General features: G+C 43.2%; 16 protein-coding genes. 8 read left to right on the top strand and 8 right to left on the bottom strand.

The genetic code is table 11. The annotated features are described in order from the left end of the window. Nucleotides 1-15: 15 nt before the first annotated feature. The gene (locus BN161_RS06465) at nucleotides 16-1113 is read right to left on the bottom strand and encodes an aldose epimerase family protein (protein ID WP_044264193.1); all 1098 of its coding nucleotides are present in this window, start codon (nucleotides 1111-1113) and stop codon (nucleotides 16-18) included. 200 nt (nucleotides 1114-1313) lie between these two features. On the opposite strand from BN161_RS06465, the gene BN161_RS06460 reads away from it, so the two are divergent. Next, complete coding sequence (locus tag BN161_RS06460) at nucleotides 1314-2288, top strand: type I phosphomannose isomerase catalytic subunit (RefSeq protein ID WP_044264072.1); 975 nt, start codon at nucleotides 1314-1316, stop codon at nucleotides 2286-2288. A gap of 76 nt (nucleotides 2289-2364) precedes the next feature. Here the strand turns inward: BN161_RS06460 and BN161_RS06455 are convergent, their stop codons facing one another. From BN161_RS06455 to BN161_RS06445, 3 genes are read right to left on the bottom strand one after another with little or no spacing between them, the layout of a single operon-like run. Then, complete coding sequence (locus tag BN161_RS06455) at nucleotides 2365-2625, bottom strand: hypothetical protein (RefSeq protein ID WP_167332505.1); 261 nt, start codon at nucleotides 2623-2625, stop codon at nucleotides 2365-2367. Between the two features lie 7 nt (nucleotides 2626-2632). After that, nucleotides 2633-2998, bottom strand: coding sequence for a phage holin family protein (locus tag BN161_RS06450; RefSeq protein WP_025726505.1), 366 nt, complete (start codon nucleotides 2996-2998; stop codon nucleotides 2633-2635). Nucleotides 2999-3030: 32 nt separating this feature from the next. Then, nucleotides 3031-3240 (bottom strand): YtxH domain-containing protein, encoded by a 210-nt coding sequence (locus BN161_RS06445; protein ID WP_007214520.1) that lies wholly within the window; start codon nucleotides 3238-3240, stop codon nucleotides 3031-3033. A 376-nt stretch (nucleotides 3241-3616) separates the two neighbouring features. Between BN161_RS06445 and BN161_RS06440 the strand changes: the two genes are divergently transcribed. After that, nucleotides 3617-4027, top strand: a complete 411-nt coding sequence (locus BN161_RS06440) for a lipocalin-like domain-containing protein (RefSeq protein WP_044264068.1) — start codon at nucleotides 3617-3619, stop codon at nucleotides 4025-4027. Nucleotides 4028-4070: 43 nt separating this feature from the next. Beyond that, nucleotides 4071-4577 (top strand): SPOR domain-containing protein, encoded by a 507-nt coding sequence (locus BN161_RS06435; RefSeq protein WP_044264190.1) that lies wholly within the window; start codon nucleotides 4071-4073, stop codon nucleotides 4575-4577. A 194-nt stretch (nucleotides 4578-4771) separates the two neighbouring features. Here the strand turns inward: BN161_RS06435 and BN161_RS06430 are convergent, their stop codons facing one another. The 4 genes from BN161_RS06430 to BN161_RS06415 all read right to left on the bottom strand — a co-directional run bounded on the left by BN161_RS06430 (nucleotide 4772) and on the right by BN161_RS06415 (nucleotide 11670). Beyond that, nucleotides 4772-6922 (bottom strand): polysaccharide lyase 8 family protein, encoded by a 2151-nt coding sequence (locus BN161_RS06430; protein WP_044264065.1) that lies wholly within the window; start codon nucleotides 6920-6922, stop codon nucleotides 4772-4774. Between the two features lie 115 nt (nucleotides 6923-7037). Continuing rightward, the gene (locus BN161_RS06425) at nucleotides 7038-9107 is read right to left on the bottom strand and encodes a glycoside hydrolase family 2 protein (protein ID WP_044264063.1); all 2070 of its coding nucleotides are present in this window, start codon (nucleotides 9105-9107) and stop codon (nucleotides 7038-7040) included. Nucleotides 9108-9109: 2 nt separating this feature from the next. Beyond that, nucleotides 9110-10219 (bottom strand): glycoside hydrolase family 88/105 protein, encoded by a 1110-nt coding sequence (locus BN161_RS06420; protein WP_044264061.1) that lies wholly within the window; start codon nucleotides 10217-10219, stop codon nucleotides 9110-9112. Between the two features lie 11 nt (nucleotides 10220-10230). Next, complete coding sequence (locus BN161_RS06415; protein WP_081743646.1) at nucleotides 10231-11670, bottom strand: alpha-L-fucosidase; 1440 nt, start codon at nucleotides 11668-11670, stop codon at nucleotides 10231-10233. Nucleotides 11671-11915: 245 nt separating this feature from the next. Here BN161_RS06415 and BN161_RS06410 point away from each other — a divergent pair, with 245 nt between their 5' ends. From BN161_RS06410 to BN161_RS06390, 5 genes are all read left to right on the top strand, one after another. Further along, nucleotides 11916-15950, top strand: a complete 4035-nt coding sequence (locus BN161_RS06410; RefSeq protein ID WP_052356192.1) for a hybrid sensor histidine kinase/response regulator transcription factor — start codon at nucleotides 11916-11918, stop codon at nucleotides 15948-15950. Between the two features lie 417 nt (nucleotides 15951-16367). Beyond that, on the top strand, nucleotides 16368-19511 hold the full coding sequence (locus BN161_RS06405; protein ID WP_052356191.1) for a SusC/RagA family TonB-linked outer membrane protein: 3144 nt from the start codon (nucleotides 16368-16370) through the stop codon (nucleotides 19509-19511). A gap of 21 nt (nucleotides 19512-19532) precedes the next feature. Continuing rightward, nucleotides 19533-21395: a RagB/SusD family nutrient uptake outer membrane protein gene (locus BN161_RS06400; RefSeq protein WP_044264055.1), complete on the top strand. Its 1863-nt coding sequence runs from the start codon at nucleotides 19533-19535 to the stop codon at nucleotides 21393-21395. A 30-nt stretch (nucleotides 21396-21425) separates the two neighbouring features. After that, nucleotides 21426-24200 carry a SusC/RagA family TonB-linked outer membrane protein gene (locus BN161_RS06395; RefSeq protein ID WP_044264052.1) on the top strand — a complete coding sequence of 925 codons (2775 nt, stop codon included), beginning with the start codon at nucleotides 21426-21428 and terminating at the stop codon, nucleotides 24198-24200. A 14-nt stretch (nucleotides 24201-24214) separates the two neighbouring features. Next, on the top strand, nucleotides 24215-25894 hold the full coding sequence (locus BN161_RS06390) for a RagB/SusD family nutrient uptake outer membrane protein (protein ID WP_044264048.1): 1680 nt from the start codon (nucleotides 24215-24217) through the stop codon (nucleotides 25892-25894). Nucleotides 25895-25928 lie beyond the last annotated feature (34 nt).

The raw sequence follows: 25928 nt of genomic DNA, 5'->3' as shown, positions 1-25928 counted from the left end.
TTAGGTTAGTTATATTCATTCTTGTACACCGAACTTGTAAATAGTTACTTGTTGGTATTCATCGTCCGGGAGCAATACGGCCGATGGGAAATATGGTTTGTTAGGTGTGTCGGGGAAGCATTGTGCTTCAAAGCAAACAGCACTGCGTGCCGGGAAAGTAGCTCCGTGAGCACCGGCAAAGCCGCCCAGCCAGTTTCCGGTATAAAGTTGTACTCCGTTCTCTGTGGTATATACTTCCATGGTACGTCCGCTTTCCGGTTCCGTATAAGTAGCGGCAAGGCTTAATTCACCACTCTCGTTTTTATTCAGTACATAACAATGATCATAGCCTGCGCCATTTATCAATTGCTGGAATTTATCATCAATGCGTTCGCCGATAGTGTGCGGTGTACGGAAATCCATAGGAGTACCTTCCACTTTCAGGATTTCTCCTGTCGGAATGGACACTTCGTCAATGGGAGTATAATGATCAGCGTTGATAGTAATGGTGTGGTTCAGAACCGTAGGGGTGGGATTGGCAATACCTGCCAGATTGAAGAAGCCGTGGTTGGTGAGGTTGACAACAGTTGCCTTGTCTGTAGTAGCCCGGTATTCAATAACCAGTGCATTGGTTTCATCTTCCAGACGATAGGTCATTTCTACTTCCAGATTACCGGGAAAGCCCTCTTCGCCATCTGCGGATGTATAGTTGAATACAACAGTCGTCGGATCCGGTTGGACTGCATCCCACACTCTGGCGTGGAAACCTGTGGGTCCACCGTGCAAAGAATTTGGCCCGTTGTTGATTGTCAGATTGTGCTCTTCGCCATAAAGAGTGAATTTTCCTTTGGCTATACGGTTTCCGTAGCGTCCGATAGTAGTGTTGAGGAAAGGTTCGGGGCTGTTGACTACATGGTCTATACTGTCATGTCCCAGAATTACGTTAGCATACTTCCCGTTTTTGTCGGGGACCATAATGGAAAGGATAGCGCATCCGTAGTTAGTTACTGCAACTTCCATTCCCTGAGCATTTTTAAGAATAAATAAATCAGTCTTCTTGTTATTTATATCTTTTTGAAAGTCTTCCTTGTTCAAACCCGACAAGTTACTTTCCGTTGACACGGTGTTTATCATATCCATGGTATAAAATTAAATTTCTTGCAAATAAAAAGAAATTCTTCCGTACTCCCAAGGGTTTATCTTGAAATGTGAAGAACATTTTAGGAAAGTTTAGCGTTTAACATTTACGAGGCGAATTGATATTTTTTGTATGTTTGTCGCGTTAATCTAAAAAAATGTAACATTTTTATTTAAAGCTCTAACAAAAACTACGAATGTATCCTTTGAAATTTGAGCCTATTCTGAAGCAGACGCTTTGGGGAGGCGACAAGATTATTGCTTTCAAGCAATTGAATGAAACGCTATCCGGAGTAGGCGAAAGCTGGGAAATCTCGGCTGTAGAAGACAACGAGTCTGTCGTCGCTAATGGGCCTGACAAAGGCCTTACGCTCCCTGAGATGGTGGGAAAATACCGTCATGAACTTGTCGGTGAAGTGAATTACTCTCGTTTTGGCACAAAGTTTCCCTTGTTGATAAAATTCATTGATGCCAAGTTGGATTTATCCATCCAGGTACATCCGGGAGATGAGTTGGCGAGAAAACGCCACAATTCTTTCGGCAAGAATGAAATGTGGTATGTGGTATCGGTAGATAAGGGGGCAAAACTGATTTCCGGCTTTTCTGAGCAGATAACTCCGAAAGAATATAAGGAAAGGGTTTATAATGGAACCTTTGCTGAAGTGTTGCAAACGTGCGATGTAAAACCGGGAGATGTGTTCTATGTTCCTGCCGGTCGTGTACATGGTATCGGTGCCGGTGCTTTTGTTGCTGAAATTCAGCAGACTTCGGATATCACTTATCGTATTTTCGATTACAACCGGAAAGACAAGGAAGGCAAATCTCGCGAGTTGCACACTACTCAGGCTACTGAGGCAATTAATTTTGCTGATGTACAGGATGACTTCCGTACAGAATATGATCGTCTGAAGAATGAACCGGTGGAATTGGTTGCCAGTCCTTACTTCACTACTTCTCTCTATGACATGACAGAAGAAATTACATGTGACTATTCTGAATTGGATTCATTTGTGATTTTCATTTGTGTGGAGGGCGCATGCCGTATCACGGACGACAGCCAGAATGAGATTGCTGTGCGTGCAGGTGAAACGATATTGCTGCCTGCAGTTACTCAAGAAGTTACAATTGTTCCGGAAGACGGTGGCGTGAAGTTGCTCGAAACCTACCTGTGATCATTGGAATTGAATCAATAAAAAAGCCGCGTCCCTCAATGGAAAAACGCGGCTTTTTTTGCTTTATGACGCCTGTTTATCTTCTGGCGGCGAACATGCTTCTGACCTTTCTCATCATCTTTACTCCCAGCATCAGTCCGTCAAAGACAGCCATGCCCGTATTGAAAGCGCGCATAATGGCATTGCCCTTGTCGGCAGTGGGTGCAAGGGGGGCAAACAGTTCTCTTGCCGTATCCGTCATGATTTCTTTTTGTACATGCAATTTCTTCCGTAATTCTTTTTTTCGTAGCGCGATACTTTCCAGAGTCATGGAAGAGGAATCAGGCATATTATTCATGATGGTATCATTTTTCATTATCATTCTCAAAAAACAGTCCGGCAATGAAGTTCACCATTGGATTGATGATGAGTTTCTTGCGGAAAGTGATTACTAATAAAACGAGCAGAAGGTGAAAAGCTGCGATGATGCTGAAGCTTACCATGAGTCCGCCTACAAGCGGGTCTAATATATAAGCTAATGCAAATGACAAATAAAACAGTGCCACCATGCCAAGAATGATAACCACCGATAGTAGTACCAAGGCGGAAAGCAGGATTGAGAGTTTTTCGGTTATTTCCAGTTTGGTATATTCTTTTTGAAGTTTCAGATATTTCTTAAACTCAACGAATAATTGCTGGAGATTTTCAATACTTCTGTCGTCTGCGAACATCATAGTGGCTCTGTTTTTTTGTAGGTTTTGTTTTATTCGGCTCCTTCGCCTTTAATTTCTGCTGCGATTTCGTCTACCAGATTTTCCATTTCGCTACGGTTCAGACGAATTCCTTTTTTACGGAGAATTTCCGCAATCTTATGGCGGGTGTCTTCTCCTTTTTCGGGAGCAAATAAAATACCAACGGCTGCACCTACTGCTGCACCGCCCAGAAAAGCTACAAGTACATTTAATCCTTTCATAATTGTTCTCCTTTCTATTTATAGAAGTTAATACTACAAAGCTAACATTTTTCTTTATAAAGTTGTTCGCTTAACTTCTTTTTTTTCGAAATATTTATTTTTCTGTTCCGGACTCGGTACTAATCCGAGAACTGTCCGGAATGTACTGGCTCCGTATCTGTTCCGTACTGGCTCCGTATCAGGTCCGTACTAGCTTCGTAGCTACTCTAAGCGTATAGATACGGAGTAGGTACGGCTCAGGTAATGCCCGAGTACGGTTCGAACCTGATTTTGTCTGTTAGGAAAAGAAACGTGATTAATTTAATTTAACTATAATGCTGCCCTTTAGATTGATTGTTCCACGTACATTTGTCCTATTATTCGGAATATTAGCTACATGGAGATAGAAAAGAGAAAGATATTTCTGATTATCGGGTTGATAGTACTTGTGCTGGTAGCTTGTAGTAATGTTGACGGCGATTTAGATGATAAGTGGCAGTTGAGGCAATATCAATATGCCGATGGTTCTATTGAACGGGAGGATAGCATCTTTTATAATTTCCAGAAAGGTAGCTTTTCCGCCATTTGTTTGCTGAAAAATGGTAGCTATCAAACGTTTTTTGGAAATTATTCTTTGAAAGGAGATAAAATTTCTATTATTTTGCTGCCTCAAAGTATGGAAGACGAAAACTATTCATTCTATATGGGGTGGGAAAATGGAGAACGGACATTTACAATGGAAGAATTGACTTCTTCAGCCCTTCATTTGGAATACGAGGGAGTTCGTTATATATTCCGCAGATACTGAGTATAGATAGATTATAGAAATTACTAACAAAAACAATATGATTATGAAAAAATTAGCATTTTTAGGAATGGGATTGTGCATTGCGTTGGCATTCTCTTCTTGTAAATCGAGTGAAAGCGCTTATAAAAAAGCATATGAAAAAGCAAAACAACAAGAACTGGCAGAACCTCAGGTTACTGAACCGGTAGAAGTTTCCCCAGTAGTGAGTGCTCCGGTTGAAGCGAAGGTTGTGGAAAGTGTGCCCGTTGCAACTGCCGGTGTACGTCAGGAAAAAGTGGAAGTAGTTTCTGGCGTGGGCGGTTTGAAAGATTACAGTGTGGTTTGCGGTAGCTTTAGTGTGAAGGCTAATGCCGAAAGTCTGAAAGATTTCTTGGATAAGGAAGGTTATAGCGCTGTGATTGCCTTTAATCCGGATGCAGCAATGTATCGTGTAATTGTTAGTACTTTTGCCGACAGAGCCTCTGCAGCTGATGCGCGTGATGCTTTCAAGTCTAAATACTCCAACCGTAAGGATTTCCAGGGTGCCTGGTTGCTGTATCGTCTCAAATAATATTAGATTTTATTTAATATTTGATTAATAGATAAGGAAATTTACCTTTTCAAGATAAGAGTGTATTAAAAGAATTTTTGATACACTCTTCTTTTTTGTGAGATGAAAAAAGTCTCAATCAAGATTGATTATTCAACTGATTGAGACTTTAGGGGAAAGTGGATATTGTGTTAGGTCAATTGATTGTGATATGACTAAAGGACGATATCAAAGGCCTTGGTAGATCCGGCATAAATGCCACTGTTCCGGTAATCACAATTGATTGTTTTTGATTGTTTTCGCATCCGGATGTCTATGGTTATATTAGATTGCGTCTGCCCTGGATCTGCTATATGCAGTTTTATTTCATTCTGATCCTTTATTTTTACCATTAATGCGCAGGCTTTGTCTGCCTTTACTGTTAAATCTTTGTATGTTAACTCTCCTGCGCAGTAAAATATCATTTGCAATAGATCTGATTTATAGCTTCTGACTGCTTGTAGTTTTTCTGTATTGGATAGAATTTCAATGTTCTTTTTCTTCTGATACTGTTTTACCTCATTGACTGTTTGCATGCCAGGTACGATAATGTAAGCATAAGTTTCATCTGATGGTTGTTTGCCATGGTCAAAACATATAGTGAAGACATCCTTTTGCACACTATCTTTGGGAGCAGTGTGATTGATATCATACCAGCTTCCTGTCTGCTGCTGGTTGGATACGAATAAATCTCCACCATTTGGGAATAAGTACCCTATTTTATTGTGAAGGATCCACTCAGGAGAAGTGTAGTTGAAGCTGCCCTGTGCTATTTCAGTCTGTTTATTTTTGTGGCGTAATATAGCTTTTCCGGAAGTGGACAGGCACTGGTTTATCGTTGTATACACAGGATATTGAGACGTAGAGTGGATACCTGCCCCCAGACATACTACCTCCTCATCGAAGAAAAACCATGCTTTCCGTGCGCTGGTATTGATGTCGGCGTATGAATCAGTGTATGAATAGACAGATGCTCCATAAAGGCTGTCGGATACTCCTCCGGCAAAAGTAGAAGTGCCGGGTGTTTGCCAGTCACTGGCTGCTAAAGGTATTTGGGGGACTTGTGGGGCTGTTACTCCTGGGATGCGAGTCCAGTTCCAGACCGGGAAGATATTGGCATATTCATTTCCTTCGGTAACTATGTTGGTGCATCCGTCGGACATGAAGTAGGTTTTCAGATTCTCTCCATTCCCATATTCGCAACGAGCTGTTCGTGTAGATACCATCCGGACATCAAAAGTGTAGGCAGGACGTATATGTAAGGTATAATCTCCACGGAAATAGTGGGTATGCCTGGGTGACAAAGCATAGTCAGCAGGCTGTTTTCCACTCAGGCGCGAGATGATTTCTTCGTATTCATTGGTGTGAGCCGGATCAAGTTCAATCATACGTTTGGCGAATAAGCCTGTATGGGATTTTTTAGTGACTCCAGGACGACTTACACCTCTTCCCAATACATCGAACAGCATATATTGTCCGCGCATGGTGGCATAATAAGTTTCACGCATGAATCTGCTCAGTAATGCCAGTTTATCCTGAGGAATTGCATATTGGGTTCCTTTGGTATACATGGCTATTTGGGTGACACCTTTCAGAATTTCGTCTCCATAGCCACCGATATAGAGTTGTGCACCATGCTGAAAGTAGCTGTTGTCGTGCTGAAAACCTTCTTTGGTGGTATATACTATGGGACTGTATGCGTTTTCGAGTGCAATTTTCAGGTCGGTTTCATTTTTAGAAAGACACGCCCGATAGATCCAGTGCAGTGCAATGTCGGTACGATTGGCGCCTGTCCATTTGGCAGGATGTCCGCCATCCTGCTCTATTCGTTCCAAAATCTTCTTTTCAAGTTCTGCCGGAAGCTGTTTCTCGCCTGTACGCATTTGTATCAGTAATATGCCCAGACGTTGAGGTTCCGCTATTTGATTGTACCACCAATTGTGGCACCACGGGTTGCGTTCATGCCAGTATTCCAGCCCTTTTTGAATTTTAGTAAACAGATTTTCGTCTTTATAATACTTGTTTTGGGGATTGGTATAGGCGAAAGCAAAGTCGGAGAGACGGTCAATGTGTTTCATTGGCGGCCAGTTGGTTCGTTCGATACTGGCGTAATCCACATCTGTGAATGAGCCGTCAGCCTCGTTGTAGGTCTTTAAATCTTTATCAATGGAAGGGTTTTTGGCAAAGTCAAGCCTGATTTTCTGCATTAACGCTTCATACTCGTTATCGGGATCCGGAGTGTTTGGAGCAAAACTGGCCGAATAGGCTTTTGCTGACATCAGACTCCCTATGACAATTAATGTTATAAGCCGGATTGTGGTCTTCATATTATTTTCGGTTTAATGTATTATTTAAGTTGGGGCAAATATAGGTCGGTAAATTGATACCGACCTTATTATTTTATCTGTTTTATATGCTATAATTGTCCATTTGCGGCTCCATTCAGAAGCCGGAGTGTTCGTTCCGGTTTTCACGGTTATCGGTGCTCCGGCGTTGTTCACCTTGATAATGCCATATTATTTCGTCGGCATATTCCTTTCCGTTCCGGTCTGTAATGACGGCTTGCAGCTTGTTTTCCCCATTTGCCAGTGTCACGTTGTCAATGATATAATGTACTGCCGTATATCCTTTCCGGATGTTGTCCAATGCTTTCCCGTTCAGGAAAACTTTCGGGGTGCCGAGGTTGGAATATATTGTGACACTGGTGGTTCGGGTTTCTCGCTGGTCGTTTCTCCTTTGAGTCAGATAGAGGACGGGATTTTTACTCCAGTTGGCTTTGTACCAGAAATAAGAATCCTTTAGGGTTTTACGGTCGAAGGTAACCAGGCCTTTCATGTTGCGTGCCGGTACCCCTCCGCGTTCCCACATCGGGCAGGCAAAGTCGAACATATTCCATACGTATGAGGCAATGATGTACGGGTGTTTTGCTATTACTGCCCACTGATATTCATGGGTTTTGGTCTGGAATGTTTCGGGATAAAACTCTTTAGTCCAGTTCAGCGATTCTCCCAGAAACTCAGTCTGATGTTGGAGGTTTGCATCGGCTCCGTACTCCGTCAGCATTAGTTTCATTTCGGGGTATTCCGTTTCCAAATGTTCTACCCAAGCATCAATATCCCGGATTTTCTTTTCATACCAGCCGAAATAGCGGTTCATGCCCTGGATGTCAGCTTGCATGTTTACCGGATGTTCGGCATGGCCATAGCCGTTCACGGCTACAGTGTATCGTCCGGGATCTTCCGTCTTAGCCAGGTCGTGCAGGGAGCGGGTAAGTTGTGTCGTATAGGCATGGGGGTGATAAACTTCATTGTGTAATCCCCAGACGTAGATGGAAGGGTGGTTGAAACTTTGACGGATCAATTCGCGCAGTTGGTTGTGCGCATTTTCCCACTCTTTGCCGGTAACGCGGTTTACGAATGGTATTTCAGCCCAAATGATCAGCCCCAAGCTGTCGCAGCGTGAATAGAGGTACTCTGACTGCTGATAATGGGCGAAGCGAACGGTGGTGGCTCCAATATCCATGATGAAAGCCAGATCTGTATCGTGTTGCTCGTTGCTGAGAGCAGCACCGGTTTCCCACCAGTCCTGATGGCGGGCGACGCCGTACATGGGATACTTTTTCCCGTTAAGGAAGAAACCTTTTCCGGCGATTATTTCATAGTTGCGCAGTCCCAGCGGTTGCGATATTTCATCAATTACTTTTCCATTCTGATACAGGCGGGAGGTGACCTTGTACAGATAAGGATCTTCCCGTCCCTGCCACAGGTGCGGTCGTTTTAGTTTGAAATGACTGGTACGTGCCTGCATTCCTTGGAATTGCAGGTCGAATGATTGGCGTTCAGCAGCAATCTGTTTGCCTGTGACGTCATAGATTACATTCTCCAAAATTACGGGAACGGGATATAGCCCGTTATTATCCAGTTTTACCTTTACCGAGATTTCTGCTGATTGCCGCGATACGTTCTTTTGTGAGATGTATACGCCCGATGAAGCATGATCGGTTACTGCAATGTTACAGCTATCAGTGATGATGAGCCATACCGGGCGATAGATACCGCCGTATATGCCGAACAGATTGTGATTGACAGGGACAACGTCAGGGCGTGCCGTGTTGTCCACCAGCACTTTGATTTCGTTTTCTTCACCGAATTTGATTTCGTTTTGGATTTCGCATGTAAAAGCGGAGTATCCTCCCTTATGGCTTCCGGCGAGTTTACCGTTGACGTATACCTCCGCACAACTCCCTACGCCTTCGAAGCGCAGGAAAAGGCGTTTTCCTTTCCAGGATTCGGGAAACAGACAGCTTTTCCGGTAACTGGCGCTTCCTTCATAAAAGGCTTTTGCCTTTATTTGCATATCCGTAGCATTCCAGGTGTGTGGAATGGTAACTTCGGTAGAGAGTGAGTCTTTCTTGAAAAACCACTTGTCGTTGAAAGGCACGATGTCGCGTGCCTTCAGCGAGGTGATGCCACAAAGGCAAAATAATAGAAATATGAATACCGGTCTTCTCATAGTTATGGAACCATTTTATAAATCTGGTTGCCGGCCAGCAGGAACGCTCCTGCGCCATAGACCTCCGTCATTTCACGAGTTACTTTCTTGGGATCTGCACCAATGGGTTGTACATAACCCAGCTTGCCGTCTTTCTCCACTGCCTTGACGAGGGCTTGCCAACCTTTCTCGATGGCAGGCATCATGACGGTTTTGTCCAGCAGTCCTTCATTGACACCATAGGCCAGTGCATAGACAATGAAGCCGGTGGCACTTGTTTCGGGTGAAGGATAAGAGTCGGGGTCCAGCAGACTTGCATGCCAATATCCGTCCTTGCCCTGCAACCGGACGATGCGGTTGGACAGAGTGATGAAGAGATCCTGGTAGAATTGGCGGTGCATGTTATTTCGGGGTAGTGTCTGGAGAATTTCACAAAGTCCGCCTAACACCCAGCCATTGCCGCGTCCCCAGAAAACTTTCTTACCATTGGCCTCTTTCTGTTTGAAGTAGCGGTGATCTCTGTAGAAAAGCTCTTCTTCTTTGTCAAAAAGGTAATCGTAAGTTGCTTTGTATTCCCGATTCATGAATTCGATATATTTCCAGTCATTCGTCAGCATATACATTTTGGCATATACGGGAGGAGCCATGAACAGTGCGTCACACCATGACCAGCGTTCCAGGCTTGCCATATTCCTGTAATCCAGTTCAAGTGTGCTGGCCGAAGGATGGTTGATGACGAATTCCGTGCGTGCCAGGGTAGGAAGCATCATATTGCGATCGTTATATTTCTGATACATTTCCAGGAAGACTTGTCCTACAGCGATGAAGTCTGCATGATACATGTACTTTCCCATTTGCCAGGCATTTCGCCGGCCTATTTTTAGGAGCCAATTGTAATATTGGCTGTCACCGTCTTCTTTTTCGGTCAATTCGGCCCAGTCTATCATTCCCATGTACAGTGCGGCATAGGTCCAGTTCAGGTCGTCATGTTCCGCACCTGTTGCCGGATTGGCTATTTGCCAGTCTGCCACACGTTTCATGATAGATTTTATTTCCGTTTTATTAAAATTGCTTTGTCCATAGGAACACAAGGCTGCAACGGACAGGATGGAATAGATAATTAAACGTTTCATTTTTATTTTTTTTAGGTGAGTGCTTCACGATATTTATTGGTTGTACTTTCGGATGACTTTATTTCAAGTTTGATGACAAAAGGCTCGTTGAATTCATGTTTGGGTATACTCACATTATATTCATTGCGGGCTGTTTCGGTGACTTTTATGTTCTCTCCGTTCAGTAGGGAAGCCTTGATAATTTGGGTTCCCTTTGGAGTTTTGGCGGTCAGCTGTCCGGAGTAGGGACGATTGAATACCACCATGTAGACGTGGTGGTCCTTGGCGGTGTAGTAACCCCAGTCCTGTTTCTCCCAGCTGGCGTAGCCACAGGCATAGATGCACTCACCGTTCCGGGCTGTCCATTTACCGATAACTTTGGCAAGTTCTTTTTCTTCTGCACGGAAGTCTCCGTCCGGTTGGGGGCCGAAGTTGACTACCATGTTACCTCCCATGGATACAGCGTGAACAATGCGTTCCAGTACCTCAACCGGATTTTTGATGTAGCTCAATGACCAGTCCTTGTGGTATCCCCATTGGTTTTCGGGGATGGTCATGCAGGCTTCCCAATCCCATTTCGTTACTTGCAGGTCCTTTACGGGATCGGGTAAGCGGCGTTCGTAGGCCGATTCGTAGTCTCCCATCAGGTGTCCGTTGCTGTCGAAGTGTCTTTTGCCATAATCATCGGCGCGCAAACGGCTGTTGACGGTCACGCCGGGGATGAGATTTTTCAGCATGCGTTCGGCATGCGCAGTCCACCAGCCGTTTTTCTTGATGCTTGCATCCCAGGTTCCGTCGAACCAGAAGTCTTTGACGGTGGGGTAGCGCGTGGCGAGTTCTTTCAGTTGATTGTCCGTGAACGTAAGAAAACGTTGGAAAGCTTTTTCATCTTCCTCGTTTTTAAGGTCGTATCGCCAGTCCGGATGGCTCCAGTCCATTACGGAGAAGTAGAAATGGACATCAATACCTGCATCGTTATAGGCTTTTACCAGTTCTCCCAAGATATCTTTCTTGTAGGGCGTGTTGGCTACTGTGTACTTGGTGAACTGACTTGGCCACAGGCAGAAGCCCTCATGGTGTTTGGTAGTAATTTTTACATATTTCACTCCCATTTCTTTTGCCATTTGTGCCCATCTTTTTGCATTGAATTTCTCAGGATTCCATTGCTGCATCAGTTGCAGCCATTCGTCAGCGGGAACTTTGGCCCACGACTTAAGCCATTCGGCGGCTCCGTTATATACTTTGCCTTCCCATTCGCCTCCTGGTATGGCGTATAGGCCCCAGTGTATGAATGCTCCCAGGCGGTTTTCTCTGAATTTCTGCATAGCCCGATCGGGACGTTTGCCTAAGCGGTCGGCACCATAGTGCAGTTCTATTTCCATATCGGCAGGTAACGTCTTTTGTGCCTGCATGGAGGAAGTAAGTAAGAACAGGATTAGAAGTGCGGCGATTGCCGGATAATGTTTCTTCATAATGTTAGTAAAATAATTAATTTAATGTGTTTTGAGACTGGAGCAAAGATATATGTTTTTTGAACTACTTCCAGGCAATATTTTCCAGATAGAGGCGGATGGACAAAATGTGCCGTAAAAACGGACAGATTTGGCATACTGTAGCATGAAATAGAGTAGGATATCCTATTGGTATTTGAACTCTTTTAGATATTTTTGCAAACACAACTCGTATTTATATTATATAACCTGAGAATTGTATTACTATGGACCGACTTAAATACATGCTACTGCTCTTTCTGATATTGTCGCCTGCCGAATTTTATGGGCAATATTTTAAAAAACTGACAATGAAGGACGGACTTTCCAGCCCTTCGGTACTGGCTATCTATCAAGATACTTTGGGACGTATGTGGTTTGGCACGAATGAAGGAGTGAACGTTTACGATAGCAAAGAGATTTCCAAGTATAAGTCTTATGATATCACAGATTGTCAACATCGAAGAAAGAACCTCATCAACGGGGTGGTTAACCAGATTATAGGCGATTCAAATGGTGATATTCTGATGTTGAATAGCGGAGCTCTCATTAAGTATGACATTCGCAAGGAAAGGTTTAAAGAGCTGCTCCCGGCTGGCGTCGGGGCTCTGGCAACTTTAGATGGAGAGGTCTGGTGTACTGTTCGCGACACTTTATTCAAATATGATACCGATGCGGACTCATTATGTTTTTACCGTAAGTTGAATGTGGCTTCTGTCATGTGTATGGAAATGTCAGGCGGGAAGATCTGGATAGGGGCGGCAAGTGGGCTGTATGTAGTGGAGGGAGAAGAAGTAAAATGTGTGCTTCCCGATATTGAGATATTCAAGTTATTTGTAAGTAGCCGTAAAGAGTTGTGGATTGCTTCGCGCATGCAAGGGTTGTATAGAGTAGGCAGAGATGGGAAGATTACAAAGGAAGAATACTCTTCAGAGCGTGTTGTAAGTCAGCAAATAAGAGGATTTGTAGAAGATGAATGGCAGAATGTCTGGTTTGGAACCTTTGAGGGCTTGCAGGTTTATAATCCTTATGCGGATACATATCGTGTCTACCGTCCTGATTATCATCCGGGATCTTTGGAACATCAATCTGTTTTTTCTCTTTATAAGGACAGGCAAGGCACTATATGGGTAGGCACTTATTACGGTGGCGTTAATTATTTCAATCAGTCGAAGGATGTATTTCTGTATTATCCTTATGACAACGCTAACAATCATTGCTTAAATTTTCCTGTTGTGGGGCAGATGGTCGAAGATAAAGACCATAATCTGTGGATTGGCACTGATGGAGGAGGTGTGAACAGGCTGGTCAGGACAAGTGGAACCTTTACTTATTACACGTCTTCCGGAAAGAACTCTATTTACCATAATAATATAAAAACGATAAGTTATGATAAAAAAAACGACCAGGTATATATAGGTACATATACTGGTGGAATAAGCCGGTATGACAGAAAACAGAATCGTTTTTATCATTATTTTGACCATTACAAGCGGACGGGAGAGGGGCCAAACCATATTATTTATCACTCTATATTTAAGGATGGGTGGTTGTATGTAACTGCTCGTAATGGCTTTTGGAGAATTAATCCGGAAAGGAATGAGTTTCAGTTGCTCAGTAAGGAGCGCCTTTTTCTGACGTTTGAGATTGACTCGCGGGGATATGTCTGGCTGGCGGCGGATTTTAAACTTTACAGGATAAAGATAGGTGACTGGAAACAATTGGAATGTGTTGAACTGAAAGGGAGTGTTGTCACTAATGCCCGGATCACCCGCATCATGGAGGCTTCTGATGGAACGGTTTATGTAGCCACTTTGGGAGACGGCGTGTATTCTTATAATCATGATACGGGAAATCGGGAACATTATACAAAAGAAAGTAGTCATTTGCTGAGTGATTTTTGCTATAACCTGGCAGAAACGCATATGAACAATATACTGATTACCGGAGACGAAGGCTTTTCTATTTATTCTCCTCTTAGTGACTCGGTCCATTCTATGGAATTGGGACTTAAAGGAGGTATTTCGGCAGTAGCTGAAGGCGGTGGTATTTTGATGGCGGATGATGATCTGATTTATATAGGAGGGGTAGACGGGTTGATTGCATTCAGAGAGAAAGACTTGTATCAGGCGAGTGAGAGAGGGATGTCCGAGTTTTATTTTTCCAGTCTTTATATCAATAATATGAAGGTTTCACCCGATGACGGATTAGGAGTGTTGTCTCAGGCATTGGCATTTACAAGGCATTTGGATTTGTCTGCGGATCAGAACAATATAATGATTAATTTTTCCAATTCCAATTATGTGGAGTTGGAAGGAAAAGATGAATACCAGTATAAACTGGAAGGTTTTGATGAAGATTGGGTGCTGACGAACCAGTTAAGAGTGAATTACACAAACCTGGCTCCGGGCAATTATATATTGAAAGTCCGTGATTTCGGGAATAAAATGGAAAATGGGGAGCCTAAGGAAATAATGCTTGGCATTACGATACATAGTCCTTGGTTTGCCACGGTTTGGGCGTTTCTTATATATTTCCTTGTGATTGCGAGCATTGTCTATAGTTTCTGGAGGGTAAAGATGGCTCGCAGACTGCTGGCATTATCTTTGGCAGAAGAAAAGAATGAGAAAGAGCGTATAGAAGAAGTGAACAAAATGAAACTGCGTTTCTTTACGAACATATCACATGAGTTCCGTACCCCGCTGACTTTAATAATAGGGCAGGTAGAGATGCTGTTGCAAATGGAAAAGCTGGCTCCTATTGTAAACAAGCGTTTGCGGGGAATACATAAAAATGCGATCAACCTGCGTCTCCTGATAACGGAGTTGTTGGATTTCAGGAAGCAGGAACAGGGATTCATGAAATTGAAGGTGGAGCGCGTGGATGTAATATCTTTCGTGAGGGACATTTATCAACTGTTTGCCGACTTTGCCCATAAGAGGAATATGGAGTATACATTCGAACATGTGGAGGAGGAAGTGGATTTGTGGTTTGATCCGGTGCAGATGCAGAAGGTAGTCTTTAATTTGCTGTCGAATGCGTTTAAGTATACACCGGAAGGAAAGGGGATAAAGGTTTCTATCAGGCGACAGCAACGGATGGTTGAAATTGCGGTGGCTGACAGTGGTTGTGGAATTCCCCGGGATGTACAGCAGAAGATATTTGAGCGTTTTTATCAGGTAGGAGACGAATACTCCAGGAAAGGACTGTTGGGGAGCGGTATCGGACTGGCATTAATTAAAGGGATAGTAGATGCCCATAAAGGAGAGATTAAAGTGGACAGTACATTGGGAGAGGGTAGCATTTTCATGATATATTTGCCTATTGGGAACGTACAGTTTACGCAAGAGGAGTTGGAATATGAAAAAGCAGTGAAGTCTTACTCTGATCATAAGGATATGCTTATGGATGAAATAGCATTGCTGAATGATACGATGGAGAAAGATGAGACGGAAATTGCAGAGGATAAAACAGGAATGCCCCGCGTGCTGCTTGTAGAAGATGATGAAGAGGTACTGGAAATGTTGGCAAACATCTTTTCACCCACATACACGGTGTATAAGGCTACCAATGGACAGGTGGGTTTTGAAATGGCGCAACAGTGGCATCCGGATATTGTAGTCAGTGATGTGATGATGCCGGTGATGTCCGGTAAAGAAATGTGCTATAAGATAAAGAACTGCCTGGAACTGGCATATATGCCGGTGGTGTTGCTCACGGCACAAACTTCAGAAGATTGCACGATAGAAGGATATATGTTTGGTGCGGATGATTATATCACCAAACCGTTTAACGTGAAATTGCTTCTGACTCGTTGTGGCAATCTATTGAAGAGCAGAAAGAAGTTGCTTGATAAGGCGGCGCAGGTTGAAGTGACGGCAATTCCGGAAACAGGAATTCTGAATGTAGCAGATCAGGAATTGTTGGATAAAGCAACAAGGATTATAAAACGCAACTTTGATAATCCGGACTTTGACATGAACATGCTGGCTGCCGAACTGAATATGGGGCGTAGTAAGATGTTTACCCGCCTAAAGGAGGTGGTTGGACTTACTCCTAATGAATTTACCCTAAAACTGAAGTTGGAAGAGGCATTGAAGCTGTTACAGGAAGCACCTCAATATAATATATCGGAGATTTCTTATCAACTGGGCTTTGCTTCTCCCCGATATTTCAGTCGTTGCTTCAAGGACTTTTACGGTGTGTCTCCATTGGCATATCGGAAGGAACCTTTGAAAGGAGCGGATTCGGAACAGAATTGATAAATATTCTGGTAATCAATGTTTTGTGTTTATATCATTTTTCTTTGAGATGTAAAAGATATTTACCGCTGGATGTAACGACCTTTACCTCTTATTGTGACGGCTTTTACCTCGGCATGTAACGAGCGTTCCCCTGTGGAGTGACGGAAATTACGCTGTGGGGTAACGGAAGTTATATCGTAAGATGACGGATAATACTACTTGGGGGAGGAGCGGTTACCGCGCTTATTCCATAGAGATATAGGGTTAAAAAAGTCCGAAGTGTGGCACAGATCGTCCGATATACAATTTGTGCACATGTATCATATATGCAGGGAAAGTACAAGTCTGGAAATTAGACTTAGTTTGCGCTGTGCTTATCGAGGGCTTTTCATCGTAAGCGCAGAGTTTATAAAAATATCAATCAAAATCTATTTTATGAGAAACAAAGTATGGTTACTCGCGTTGGCTTTATTGGTCGTGCACTCAGGCAGGGCTTGGGGGGATGAAAGTCATTCCCGGTCAACAGCTATTACACAGCAAGCTAAGACAAAAGTAGTGAAAGGTGTTGTATTGGACGATATGGGTCCGGTTATCGGCGCTACTGTATTTGTGAAAGGAACCCAGAATGGTATGGCAACCAATCTGGATGGAGAGTTTACGTTGACAGTTCCGGTTGGGGTTACTATTGTAGTTTCATTTATAGGCTACGAGGACAAAGAAATTGTCTATAAAGGTGAGTCGGAACTGAAGATAACGCTGACTGAAAATGTTACCACGCTGGAAGAAGTGCAGGTAATTGCTTACGGCACTACTAAGAAAGTAACAGTCACGGGAGCGATTGCTTCGGTGAAGTCAGATGAAATCATGAAATCGCCTGTGGGCAGTATTGCTAATGCATTGAGTGGAAAGGTTCCGGGATTGTCCAGCGTACAGTCCAGTGGACAGCCGGGTGCCGACGACGCTACGATTTATGTGCGTGGCGTGGGATCATTGACCGAAGGTCTGTCTGCTCCTTTGATGCTTGTGGATGGGGTGGAACGTTCATTCTATCAGTTGGATCCAAATGAAATTGAAGACATCACGGTATTGAAAGACGCTTCGGCAACTGCCGTATTTGGGGTTCGTGGTGCCAATGGGGTTGTTCTTGTCACTACAAAACGCGGACAGGAAGGTAAAGCTAAAATCAGTTTCTCTACCAGTATGGCACTTCAGTTGCCTACCCGTATACCGGAGTTCGCTAATAGTTATGATTATGCAACGACTTACAATAATGCTCAGTTGCGTGATGGAGTGGCGGAAGAAAACCTGGCGTTTACCCCCGAAATGGTGGAAGCATTCCGCACGCACAGTAATCCTTTGATCTATTCGGACACAGACTGGACTGACATGCTGATAAGAAAGACAGCAGTACAGACTCAGCATAACTTTAATATTTCAGGTGGTTCAAAGCGCGTTCGCTATTTTGCCTCGCTGGGTGTGTTTACTCAGGACGGACTTTTTAAAACGTTTGACACGCACGGCCACAAGACCGGTTTTAAATACAACCGTTACAACTACCGTGTGAACATGGATGTGGATGTAACTAAAACTACTTCCATGAAAATCAATCTGGGAGGCCGCCTGACTGACAGGCGTGAACCTAATTACAATAACGGTACGGCTACAAATGTCAAAAGTTTGTTCAGGGATATATATTGGACAGCTCCCTTTGCGGGACCCGGTATTGTAGATGGAAAGTGGGTTACCGTTAATGCGCAGACATTTGGAAAATTCGGCACTGTGTATGATGCCTTGAACTCTTACTATGGAAAAGGTTTCAATACGTATGATAATAATGTGGTGAACTTTGACTTTGTGCTTGATCAGAAACTTGACTTCCTTACAAAGGGGTTGAAAGCTCACGTGAAAGGTGCCTATAATAGTGGTGTGAGCATAACAAAGCGTCGTGAGGGGCGTGCTGACCGTTATGAAGCCTTTCTGGGAGAAGGAGGTGAAGTCTTGTTGAAGAAAAACCAGGAGATGCAAACCCTGGGGTATAGCAATGAAAAATACGGCCAGTCCCGTGACTGGTATCTGGAAGCGGCCGTAAATTATCAGAGAAAGTTCGGACCTCATAATGTGTCTGCTTTGTTTATGTATAATCAAAACATGAAATATTACTATTCTGATAAGTCATTTCCCGGTATTCCCCGTAGTTATGTAGGTTTGGTAGGGCGTGCTACTTATGATTATAAAACCCGCTACCTGGCAGATTTCAGTATTGGATATAACGGTTCCGAGAATTTTGCGGAAAGCAGCCGTTTCGGTTTCTTCCCCGCAGGCTCTGTCGGATGGATCATTTCGGAAGAGCCGTTTATGGAATCCTTAAAACCATATATCAGTTATCTGAAACTGCGTGCTTCGTATGGTATTGTCGGTAATGACATCGTTTCTAACGGTTCCAGATTCCTATATCTTCCCGATGCCTATACAATCAGTACTGAAAAATATGGTTTTGGCTCCATAGTTAATAATGTATTGGTCGGTGCAAAAGAATCGAGGATTGGTAATCCGAATGTAACTTGGGAAACAGCTGCCAAACAGAATTATGGTGTTGATCTGCACTTTTTTGACAGCCGTCTGAAAACATCCTTTGATTACTTCATTGAACACCGAAAGGACATTCTGATATCCCGTAATATCAATCCCGGTTATCTTGCCGTGAGTTTGCCTATCGTAAATATGGGTAAAGTTGATAATAAAGGTTTCGAGGTGACGGCTCGTTGGGAAGATCAGATCCAGAATGTAAGATATCATGTCGGGACCAATTGGGGATATGCCAAGAACAAGATTGTGTTTAATGATGAGATTCCTCAGCCTTACGAATGGATGCGCCGGACAGGTCGTCCTGTCGGGCAACAGTTCGGATATATGTATGACGGTTTCTTTACGGAAGAGGATGCGGCCAATTATGCTTCGCTGAGAGGGAAGGAGGGGGGAATCCCCGATCATGGTGAAGGCTTCACCCCCTTGGCCGGCGATGTGAAATATAAGGATCTCAACGGAGACCATAAGATCGATAATAATGATGTTTCGGCCATTGGCAATCCTATTTATCCATTGCTTACGGGCAATCTGTCAATGGGCTTTTCTTGGAAAGGCTTGGATTTCAGTATGACGTGGGCAGGGGCATTTAAGACTTCCCGTTTGGTTGCGGACTTTTACCGTTATCCGTTTGGAAGTACTAATAACCGCTCTCTGTTGAAGTACATGATAGATGATGCCTGGACACCGGAGAAGGGAAATTCCGCAAAGGCGCCGGCTATTTCATTGACAAACAGTAAACCGAACAATTATAAAGATTCTGATTTATGGTTGCGTGACGCTTCTTACGTTCGTCTGAAGAATCTGGAAGTCGGTTATTCTTTCCCTCAGGGTCTTTTGAGTAAGATTCATTTGAGTTCTTTGCGCATCTCTCTTTCCGGTTATAACCTATTGACATTTGATTCATTAGGTTTCAGTGACCCCGAAAGTAATCCTAGCGGAGATACCTATCCGTTGGTGAAAGTTATAAACTTTGGATTAAAGGTTGGATTTTAACGCTTAAATAAAAGAAATGATATGAAAAATATAAAGAAACATTTTCATGCTATTGTGTTGCTGCTGGGATTGCTGATTTCTACCAACGCATGCGAGGATTTGGCTTTCGGAGATAAATTCCTGCAAAAGCCCCCCAGCACGGATGTTACAATCGACACGGTCTTTTCAACTGCTGAGTATGCCCGCAGAGTTTTGTGGTACAGTTATCGATATTTACCGATGGGACTGGAAACGTCGAATAGTTATTGGAATACGATGTGGTTGGGAAATATTGAAGGACTGACAGATTTGAACCAGGATTATCTGGGATACTCAGGGGTTAATAAGGTCTATTATGCCGGTAACTATAATGCCGGTACGGAAAACTCACCGAGAGGAACGTATATGGCTACTAAAGCTCGCTTTAATGACAATGAAACCCACATGTGGTCGGCTATCCGTAATGCCTGGTTAATTGTAGCCAATATCGACAGAGTACCTGATATGGATCAGGCGGAGAAAGAACGCCTGAAAGCGGAGGCTAAAACTATGGTAGCGGTTTATTATGCACACATGTTACGCCATTATGGAGGTTTGCCTATTGTGGATAAGGTAATTTCGCCTGAAGCAGAGATGCCTGGCCGGGCCACTTTGCAGCAGACGGTCGATTTTATCGTGAGGTTGTTGAATGAAGCTATTGATTGTCCGGAGTTCCCTTGGCATATATCAGAAGCGGAGATGTCTAACTGGGACGGACGTCTGACCAAAGCCGGTGCAATGGGGCTGAAAGCAAGGGTATTGCTTTTTGTAGCCAGTCCGCTGTTTAATAATGATCAACCTTACTATCAGGGAGCTGCTTCCGATGCGATGATGACTTGGTTCGGAAACTATGACCGTGAGCGTTGGAAACATGCAATGGATGCCTGCGAGGCTTTCTTTAAAGCTGTTGACAGTAATGGTTTCTACAAACTGGTTGAAAAAGAAGACGTCAATCCCAGTGGATATCGTTATGCTTTCCGTGCTGCTTATTTTGATCGTGGTACTACCGAAACTTTAATATCAGTCCGCAGAGAGAACTACTATAAAGCTAATCAGCAACCCTATACCAATCAGTCTATTCGTTGGGGAGCAATCTGTCCTACAAAGGAATATTTTGATATGTTCCCGACTTCCGATGGAGAGAATTTTGATTGGAATAATCCGGAACATACAAAGAACCCGTTTGTCAACAGAGATCCTCGTCTCAGTGAAACATTCATTCTGGATGGAGACCTCTTTCAAAACAGAATGGCTGGCGTGACAAAGGAAAAGCCGGACGATAAAGAGAATTATCCGGCTGGGAGAGACTGGAATGTAGGTCAAGTAACAGCCAAATCTCTATTAACGGGATTATCTTGCAGGAAATGGGGATTGGACCGTGCGGGCGAGTATAACGGTCACGTCATTCAGTGGCCTCATCTGCGTATTGCGGAAATTTATTTGAGTTATGCGGAAGCTTTGAATGAGTATAACAACGGACCGAATGACCAGGCTTATCGTTATGTCGATAAGGTACGTGCACGTGTCGGCATGAAAGGACTGAAGAAGGGCTTGAGTCAGGAAGAATTCAGAAAAGAGCTCCTTCGTGAGCGCGCTTGCGAATTTGGCTATGAAGAGGTACGCTTTTTCGACTTAATCCGCTGGAAAATGAAGGATAATTTTTCTTCTCCTCTGCATGGATTGAATATCTATAAGAATAAGAATGACGGTAGCTATATTTGTGAAGAGTTCCCGCTCCTGGGAGGAGAACAAAGCCGTGCCTGGTGGAATCCCGGTGGATTCTCGGAGAAATGGTATCTGAGTGCTTTCCCGCAGAATGAAATTAATAAAGGATATGGATTGATACAAAATCCTGGTTGGGAATAATACATCTGAAAAACATAGATAAACAAAAGTATGAATAAAAAGATAAATATCATATTGGCAAGTGTACTGTGCTCATTCAACCTGATGGCACAAGTAGACACATTGACGATTCATAAGGATAAAGTGGTTATAGACTATGGCCGCAATATTACTCATGATGCAAGAGAGGTTACCGGTGCCGTTTCTACGGCTACCAGCGATAAGCTTTCGCATAAGAATAGCATTAATGCCACGAATCAACTATTCGGTATGCTACCGGGGTTACAGGTGTTGCAGAATACCGGTGCGGTTTGGGAAGACGGAGCTACTATGTATGTGCGCGGAATGGGGACTTTAAGTTCTAAGAGTCCGCTTGTATTGGTCGATGGTTTCGAACGCTCTCTTAAGGAACTGAGTTCGGAAGAAATAGAATCGGTCAGTGTGTTGAAGGATGCGGTGGCTACCAGCTTATACGGTATTCGTGGTGCCAACGGTGTAATCCTGGTTAAAACGAAACGTGGCAGTCTGACTTCTCCTCAGATCAATTTCTCTTATGAGTTTAATATGGCTACTCCGAAGCGTTTACCCGATTTTGTAGACGGATATACTTATGCGTCAGCGTTGAATGAGGCTATGAAGAACGATGGTTCGATGCCGCGCTATTCGTCGGCAGAACTGGACGCGTTTAAAAATCAGACCAATCCGTTGTTTTATCCTAATGTAGATTGGGTGGACGAGACGTTGCGAGGAGCCAGCTATGGAGATAATATAACTTTTTCGGCACGCGGTGGCGGTAAGTTTGTAAGCTACTATACAATGTTGAACTTTCTGGATAACCGTGGCATTTTGCAGCCCACCGGAGATAATGATGGTTATTCCACTCAACTTAAGTATTCCAAGCTGAATGTTCGTACAAATTTAGATATTACAGCTTCACCTACTACGACTGTGCAATTGAACTTGTTGGGTAACTTCTCTGAACATAATCGTCCGGGGACAGGGGTTGGCGATATTTTTACAGCCTTATATCAGGTTCCTGCCGGTGCATTTCCCATCAAGACGGAAAGGGGAATTTGGGGAGGTACTACGACTTATGGAAATAATCCGGTCGCTAATATTTCAGGTAAGGGATATGCGCGTTCTCAGACTCGTGCCTTGTTTGCTGATATACATTTGAAACAGGACTTGGCGGCTCTGTTGCCGGGATTGACCGGTGGTATTAAAGTCGCATTGGATAACACTGCTGCCTATTGGGACAGCAATACGAAGAATTTCGGTTACGAATCGGCTGTTTTAAATTTGGAGACGGGAGAGAAAGAATTTAAAACTCATGCCAATGAAGGTACACTTTCTTATTCAAAAAGTGTAGGTTCCGTTATCACTCACTTTAACTTTGAGGCTTATGCCAACCTTACCAGACAGTGGGGCAAGCATGATTTGAATGCTACTTTCATGTACTCCATGGATAAGATAAAGTCAAAGGGACGTAACACGGGACGTGCCTTTATGGATGTAATAGGTCAGGCACATTACGCATATAATAATCGCTATTTGGTGGATTTGTCATTGTCCGGTTCTGCATCCAGCATACTCAATCCCGATGATCGTTGGGGAATATTCCCGGCTATTGGTGTCGGCTGGATTCTGTCGGAAGAAAGTTTTCTGAAGAACGACTGGCTGAACTTCCTGAAACTAAGAGCTTCGTATGGTATTTCCGGACGTGCTGATTATGACGTAAACCTATTTCAAGACATTTACGGTGGTGGAGGTTCATACTTCTTTAAGAATACTCCAACCTCTATGAGCGGCATGAAACTGACTCAATTGGGAGTTGAGGGACTGACATACGAAAAGTCTCATAAACTGAATGTCGGAGTTGATTTCAAAGCCTGGAATAAATTATCATTGGCTATTGATGCTTTTTATGATCATCGTACGGATATTCTGGTTAGTGGCAGTAATGCGGTTTCTGGTATATTGGGTATGTCAGTGCCGAAAGCCAATGACGGGGTTGTTGACAATAAAGGTGTTGAAATTGCTTTGAACTGGGATGATAAGATTTCGAATTTCACTTACCACGTAGGTGGGCAGTTCTCATTTGTACGCAACAAGATTATAGAACAAAATGAAGAATATCGTCCTTATGATTATCAGAAGCGTACAGGAGGATCTCTAAATCAACTTTTTGGCTATGAGGTAGTGGGCATCTATCAATCACAGGAAGAAATCGATAATCGTGAAGTCAAACAATACCTGGGTGATGTGCGCCCTGGAGATCTGATGTTTAAAGATCAGAACGGTGATAATCGGATTGATGATTATGATCTGGTTGCGTTAGGATATAACTCTACATGTCCCGAAATCTATTATTCGTTTGATTTGGGAGCGGAATATAAAGGGTTGGGTGTGTATGCTCTGTTTCAAGGCACAGGTAATTACAGCAAATTATTGGATACAAGAAGTATTTATCGCCCTATAGTAGGTAATAATACGATTTCTACTTATTATTATGAGAACCGTTGGAGTGAAACGAATCCAAACGGTACCCTTCCGCGCCTTACTTATTCAGGATCGGATAATAATTACAACAATAATTCATTGTGGGTAGCTGATGCCTCTTTCTTGAAGCTGAGAACATTGGAGATGTACTACAAACTTCCGGAAAAGTTGTTGAAGAAGACCGGTTTTCTGGGTGGAGCGAAAATCTTTGCCCGCGCGCATGATTTGTTCTGTATTGATGGAATTGATATCCGCGATCCGGAGGCTATCGGTGCATCGCATCCTACTATGACTCAATATGCATTTGGATTTAATTTATCTTTCTAAAAAAGTAGAACAATATGAGATCTATAAATAAATATATAATAATATTTCTGTCACTGTTTTTATTTGCTGCCTGTGATTTCATGGACTGCAACGAGTCGGATTATTATTCAAAAGAGCAAATTCAGGGAAGTTATGCACGTGTTAAGCAATTTGTAACGAATGTCTATAGTTATTTGCCTCAGGATTTCTGTAGTATTGACGGAGCGATGCAGGATGCAGCTACAGATGACGCCGTACATGTTTACCGAACATCAAAGGTACAGAGGTTTGTAAATGGAACCTGGTCTGCCAATACTACGATTGATGACAAATTTTCCAACTATTATTCAGGAATTCACGATGCTAATTTCTATTTGGAAAATATGGTCGGACTGACTTTTGAAGACTGGAAGTATGGAGACGAATATGAAGACTGGATGAAGGAGTATCCGAATTATGAATATGAAGTTCGTTTCTTGCGTGCATTCTTTTATTTTGAGTTGGTGAAACGTTATAGGAACATCCCGTTAATAACAAAAGTTGTTACTAAAGAAGAGGCGAATAATGCAGAGCCTGTATCAGCCGATGTAATTTTGGATTTTGTTATTTCCGAATGTGCGGAAATGGCCAATCTGCTTCCGGTGAGTTATACGAACTTCGGAAAAGAGCAGGAGACAGGACGTGTGACAAAGGGAGTTGCCTTGGCGTTGAAAGCTCGTGCCACATTATATGCTGCAAGTCCTTTGTTCAATCCGGATAACGATAAGAGTAAATGGATTACCGCTGCAGAAGCCGCTTATGAAATTATAGGTAACCAGTCTGCTCTGGGATATACTTTGGATAAGAATTTTGCGAATCTGTTCGGAGCGCAGAATAATAAAAGTCAAGAGGTCATTTGGGCTCGTCCTAATGGAGAAAATAATGGTTTCGAAGCTTCTAATTTTCCTATGGGAGTGACAGGCGGAAAGACATCTACTTGTCCGACAGACAATCTGGCAAGCGCGTTTGAAATGAATAACGGTGAACCTTTTGATTGGAATAATGAAGCTATGCGTGAAAATCCTTATGCTCAGAGAGATCCTCGTTTTTATCTGACTATTGTACATAATAGTATGAAGTGGCCTGCGGATAAAGAAGTGGAAATATGGGAAGGAGGAAGCAATGGATTACCATTGACTAATGCTACGACAACAGGGTATTACTTGCGTAAATATGTCAATAGCAGTGTAAGCTTCGAAGCGGGCGCACCCACTACAAAGGCTCATCACAACTGGATATTGTTCAGATATGCGGAAGTCTTGTTGAATTATGCAGAGGCTATGGTCAATGCTTATGATGACATTACATTTACGAATGAAAAATGTGGTATGTCTGCATTGCAAGCTGTAAATCTAGTGCGTGGCAGAGATGGAGTAAAGATGCCTGCATTGTCTGAAACTTTATCGCCAACAGATTTTCTGAAACGTCTGAAGAATGAACGTAGAGTTGAACTTGCCTTTGAAGGACATCGCTTTTGGGATCTCCGTCGCTGGAAAGAACTGGATGCCTTAAAAGATATTTATGGAGTGAAGATAACCAAGGGAGAAGCAGGTGTAGATTATGCAAGGCAATTGTTGGATACACGTTCGGTTGATGATAAGTTATACTTCTATCCGATTGCTAATACGGAACTTTTCAAGAATGACAAATTAAAACAGAATCCGGGCTGGAAATAGCAGATGCGGTACATATTAACAAAGAAAGGCCGTC

This window comes from Bacteroides timonensis (assembly GCF_000513195.1).
Classification (GTDB): Bacteria; Bacteroidota; Bacteroidia; order Bacteroidales; family Bacteroidaceae; genus Bacteroides; species Bacteroides timonensis.
This window is presented reverse-complemented; position numbering and strand designations above follow the sequence as displayed.

Coding starts and splice junctions, on each gene's coding strand:
- BN161_RS06390 (WP_044264048.1), top strand. CDS start 24,215: ATGAGATCTATAAATAAATATATAATAATATTTCTGTCACTGTTTTTA.
- BN161_RS06440 (WP_044264068.1), top strand. CDS start 3,617: ATGGAGATAGAAAAGAGAAAGATATTTCTGATTATCGGGTTGATAGTA.
- BN161_RS06420 (WP_044264061.1), bottom strand. CDS start 10,219: ATGAAACGTTTAATTATCTATTCCATCCTGTCCGTTGCAGCCTTGTGT.
- BN161_RS06400 (WP_044264055.1), top strand. CDS start 19,533: ATGAAAAATATAAAGAAACATTTTCATGCTATTGTGTTGCTGCTGGGA.
- BN161_RS06450 (WP_025726505.1), bottom strand. CDS start 2,998: ATGTTCGCAGACGACAGAAGTATTGAAAATCTCCAGCAATTATTCGTT.
- BN161_RS06455 (WP_167332505.1), bottom strand. CDS start 2,625: ATGAATAATATGCCTGATTCCTCTTCCATGACTCTGGAAAGTATCGCG.
- BN161_RS06460 (WP_044264072.1), top strand. CDS start 1,314: ATGTATCCTTTGAAATTTGAGCCTATTCTGAAGCAGACGCTTTGGGGA.
- BN161_RS06395 (WP_044264052.1), top strand. CDS start 21,426: ATGAATAAAAAGATAAATATCATATTGGCAAGTGTACTGTGCTCATTC.
- BN161_RS06430 (WP_044264065.1), bottom strand. CDS start 6,922: ATGAAGACCACAATCCGGCTTATAACATTAATTGTCATAGGGAGTCTG.
- BN161_RS06415 (WP_081743646.1), bottom strand. CDS start 11,670: ATGAAGAAACATTATCCGGCAATCGCCGCACTTCTAATCCTGTTCTTA.
- BN161_RS06405 (WP_052356191.1), top strand. CDS start 16,368: ATGAGAAACAAAGTATGGTTACTCGCGTTGGCTTTATTGGTCGTGCAC.
- BN161_RS06435 (WP_044264190.1), top strand. CDS start 4,071: ATGAAAAAATTAGCATTTTTAGGAATGGGATTGTGCATTGCGTTGGCA.
- BN161_RS06445 (WP_007214520.1), bottom strand. CDS start 3,240: ATGAAAGGATTAAATGTACTTGTAGCTTTTCTGGGCGGTGCAGCAGTA.
- BN161_RS06410 (WP_052356192.1), top strand. CDS start 11,916: ATGGACCGACTTAAATACATGCTACTGCTCTTTCTGATATTGTCGCCT.
- BN161_RS06425 (WP_044264063.1), bottom strand. CDS start 9,107: ATGAGAAGACCGGTATTCATATTTCTATTATTTTGCCTTTGTGGCATC.
- BN161_RS06465 (WP_044264193.1), bottom strand. CDS start 1,113: ATGATAAACACCGTGTCAACGGAAAGTAACTTGTCGGGTTTGAACAAG.